4 protein-coding genes are annotated in these 3699 nt (G+C 68.3%); all 4 read right to left on the bottom strand.

Features of this window, described 5'->3' with window-relative positions:
- A partial coding sequence (locus tag A8G18_RS22105) for a proteasome accessory factor PafA2 family protein (RefSeq protein ID WP_209447070.1) occupies nt 1-246 on the bottom strand: 246 nt, incomplete at its 3' end.
- Nucleotides 247-303: 57 nt separating this feature from the next.
- Nucleotides 304-690 (bottom strand): nitroreductase family deazaflavin-dependent oxidoreductase, encoded by a 387-nt coding sequence (locus A8G18_RS22100; protein WP_064065567.1) that lies wholly within the window; start codon nt 688-690, stop codon nt 304-306.
- A 76-nt stretch (nt 691-766) separates the two neighbouring features.
- A complete protein-coding gene (arc, locus tag A8G18_RS22095; RefSeq protein WP_064065566.1) occupies nt 767-2536 on the bottom strand; it encodes a proteasome ATPase in 1770 nt (589 codons plus the stop codon).
- Between the two features lie 224 nt (nt 2537-2760).
- The gene (locus A8G18_RS22090) at nt 2761-3612 is read right to left on the bottom strand and encodes a tRNA (adenine-N1)-methyltransferase (RefSeq protein ID WP_064065565.1); all 852 of its coding nucleotides are present in this window, start codon (nt 3610-3612) and stop codon (nt 2761-2763) included.
- Between the last annotated feature and the right edge of the window lie 87 nt (nt 3613-3699).

Below are 3699 nucleotides of genomic sequence, written 5' to 3'. Positions count from 1 at the left end.
CGCGGCGCCGACCTCGTCGGCGTCGATGACCGGGGCCGGGCCGTTGAACCGGCCCAGATCGAAGCCCCGCGCGTCACGCAACGGCGATTCGACCTCGTAGTCCCAGCGGGTGCGGCGGGCGCGCGGCACCCCTTCGGCCGCCGCATAGGCCAGCACCGCCTGCGTTGAGGTCAGGATCGGGTTCGCCGATGGCTCGTTGGGTGAGGAGATCCCGTACTCGACCTCGATACCGATGATCCGCTGCATGCCGTCGAGCCTAGGCGATCCGGGCGGTCCTGGTCGTGGACCACCCCGCCGCCCCGATCAGGGGGCCCGCCGCGGGGTGCAGTCCAGATAGCCGGACGCCCCGATCGCCCGCAGCGCCATCCGCACCGGCAGCGGCGCCCAGCTCGCCTGCGGATCGTTGCCGAGCCGCGGCGCGGTCACCGGTACCGCCTCACCCCGGGTGTGCACCACCGCGCTCCCGACGGCGCGCACGTTGCGCACCCAGTCGGTGTCGGCGCCGTAGGTCAACGCGATCCGCAGATCGTCCCCGACGCCGAACAGCAGCACCGGGGTGCGGAAGATCCGGCCCGAGCGGCGACCGCGATGCTCGACCACCGCGGTGCCGGGCAGCAACTGCGCGAACGGGGTGGTGACCCGGTTGGTGACCACCTTGTTGAACCGGGCCATCGTGCGCGGCAGCGGCATGACCGGTCCTCCCCCCGGAAGAGCGCGGCGGCCGGGCCTTCCGGATCGGGGAAGGCACCGCCGCCGCGGTCGAGTCCTACAGGTACTGGCCGGTGTTCGATTCGGTGTCGATCGCGCGGCTCGCACTGGCGTTCTTGCCGGTGACCAGGGTGCGGATGTACACGATCCGCTCGCCCTTCTTCCCCGAGATCCGGGCCCAGTCGTCCGGATTCGTGGTGTTGGGCAGGTCCTCGTTCTCGGCGAACTCGTCGACGATCGAATCGAGCAGATGCTGCACCCGCAGACCGGGCGCCCCGGTCTCGAGCACCGACTTGATCGCGTACTTCTTCGCCCGGTCGACGATGTTCTGGATCATCGCGCCCGAGTTGAAGTCCTTGAAGTACAGGACCTCCTTGTCGCCGTTGGCGTAGGTCACCTCGAGGAAACGGTTGTCCTCGGACTCGGCGTACATCCGCTCGACGACCCGTTCGATCATCGTCCGCACGCACGCGACCCGGTCGCCACCGAACTCGGCGAGATCGTCGGCGTGCACCGGCAGGCTCTCGGTCAGGTACTTCGAGAAGATGTCCTGGGCGGCCTCCGCGTCCGGACGTTCGATCTTGATCTTCACGTCGAGGCGGCCGGGCCGCAGGATCGCCGGGTCGATCATGTCCTCCCGGTTCGACGCGCCGATGACGATGACGTTCTCGAGCCCTTCGACACCGTCGATCTCGGCGAGCAGCTGCGGCACCACCGTGGTCTCCACATCGGAGGACACCCCCGACCCGCGGGTACGGAAGATCGAGTCCATCTCGTCGAAGAACACGATCACCGGGGTGCCCTCGGACGCCTTCTCCCGGGCCCGCTGGAAGATCAACCGGATGTGCCGCTCGGTCTCACCGACGAACTTGTTCAACAGTTCCGGGCCCTTGATGTTCAGGAAGAACGACTTCGCTTCCTTCGAATCGTCGCCGCGGGCCTCGGCGATCTTCTTCGCCAGCGAATTCGCGACGGCCTTCGCGATCAGGGTCTTACCGCAACCGGGCGGGCCGTACAGCAGCACACCCTTCGGTGGGCGCAGCGAGTACTCGCGGAACAGGTCCTTGTGCAGGAACGGCAACTCCACCGCATCGCGGATCTGCTCGATCTGCCGGCCCAGACCACCGATGTCGCCGTAGCCGACGTCCGGGACCTCCTCGAGCACGAGATCCTCGACCTCGGCCTTCGGGATCCGTTCGAAGGCGTAACCGGCCTTGCTGTCGACCAGCAGCGAATCACCGGGGCGCAGCGTGAACGAATTCTCGTCGTCGACGAGGGCGTCGGTCTCGACGTCGGCGGCCGCCGCGGCCAACGGCGCCGCCAGCCACACGATGCGTTCCTCGTCGGCGTGCCCCACCACCAACGCCCGGGTACCGTCGTCGAGCACCTCCCGCAGAGTGGTGATCTCCCCGACGCGTTCGAAACCACCGACCTCCACAACGGTCAACGCCTCGTTCAACCGCACCGTCTGACCGGGCCGGAAGGTGTCGAGTTCGAGATTCGGCGACACCGCGACCCGCATCTTGCGGCCCGAGGTGAACACGTCGACGGTCTGGTCGTCGAACGTCTCGAGCAACACCCCGTAGCCGCTCGGCGGCTGGGCCAGCCGGTCGACCTCCTCACGCAGCGTGATCAACTGCTGACGCGCATCCTTGAGGGTCTCGAGCAGTTTGCCGTTGCGGACCGTGAGGGATTCGAGCCGGGTCTCGAGGTCGCGTACCTGATCGGACGGTTCGCCGAGCCGACGACGCAAGGTCGCCACCTCCATGCGCAACTCATCGATCTCTCGTGCCGCCGCAACCGCATCCGGCTTCTCTGACGAGCTCATAGCGACTCCCTCCACTGTCGGTCATTCCACGCTACCGGGACATCGCCCGGCATGGGGGAGGACACGAAACAGTCGTGTTCCGAACATGTGTCGCGTGCGGGACGCACCATGGCACCACACCCCCGATCCACTGTCGGGCTTCCCGAGACCGTGAGTCGACCGGTCCCCTCGAAGGTACTCTCCCGTGATCCCGCGCCCGCCGGGTCCCGCAGGTCGGCGTCGGCTCAGCCCTTGCTGGGCCGACGCTGCGGCTTCGGGGTCTCCACCCCGTCCTGCAGCCGCCGGGCACTGACCAGAAACGCGGTGTGCCCCTGCATCCGATGCTCCGGCCGCACCGCCAGCCCCACCACGTGCCAGCCGCGCACCATCGACTCCCACGAGCGCGGCTCGGTCCAGCAGGTCTGCTCCCGCATCGCCTCGACCACCCGCGACAGCTGCGTCGTCGTCGCCACATAGACGATGAGCACCCCACCCGGCACCAGCGCCTTCTTCACCGTCTCCAGCACATCCCAGGGCGCCAGCATGTCCAGCACCACCCGATCGACCCGGCCGTACTTCTCCACGTCGTAGTCCGCCAGATCCCCGAGCACCGTCGTCCAGTTCGCCGGGCGCTCCCCGAAGAACGTGTCGACATTGCGCTCGGCGTAGGCGAGATGGTCCTCGCGCACCTCGTAGGAGATCACCCGGCCGCCCTCCCCGACAGCGCGCAGCAGCGAACAGGTCAGCGCCCCGGATCCGGCGCCCGCCTCGAGCACCGTCGCGCCGGGGAAGACATCGCCCTCCTGCACGATCTGCGCGGCGTCCTTCGGGTAGATCACCTGCGCACCGCGCGGCATCGACATCACGTAGTCCACCAGCAGCGGCCGCAACGCCAGATAGGGGGTGCCGTTGGTGGAGGTGACCACCACACCCTCGTCGGTGCCGATCAGATCGTCGTGCAGAATCCCGCCGCGGTGGGTGTGGAACTCCTTGCCCGGCTCGAGCACCACGGTGTACTTGCGGCCCTTGGCGTCGGTCAACTGCACCCGGTCCCCCACCTGGAAGGGTCCGCTGCGCCCGAGTCCGCCTACTGCCATCGCCGTGTCCACCTTCGTTCCAACCCCGCACCCGCGCACGGGCACGCGGGTCCGGCACCGTGTCGGACCCGCGTCCTAGCCTGCCAG

Source organism: Rhodococcus gordoniae, assembly GCF_001646655.1.
In the GTDB taxonomy this organism is placed as follows: Bacteria; Actinomycetota; Actinomycetes; order Mycobacteriales; family Mycobacteriaceae; genus Rhodococcus; species Rhodococcus gordoniae.
The sequence above is the reverse complement of the archived record's forward strand: the minus strand, read 5'-3'. Positions and strand labels throughout refer to the sequence as shown.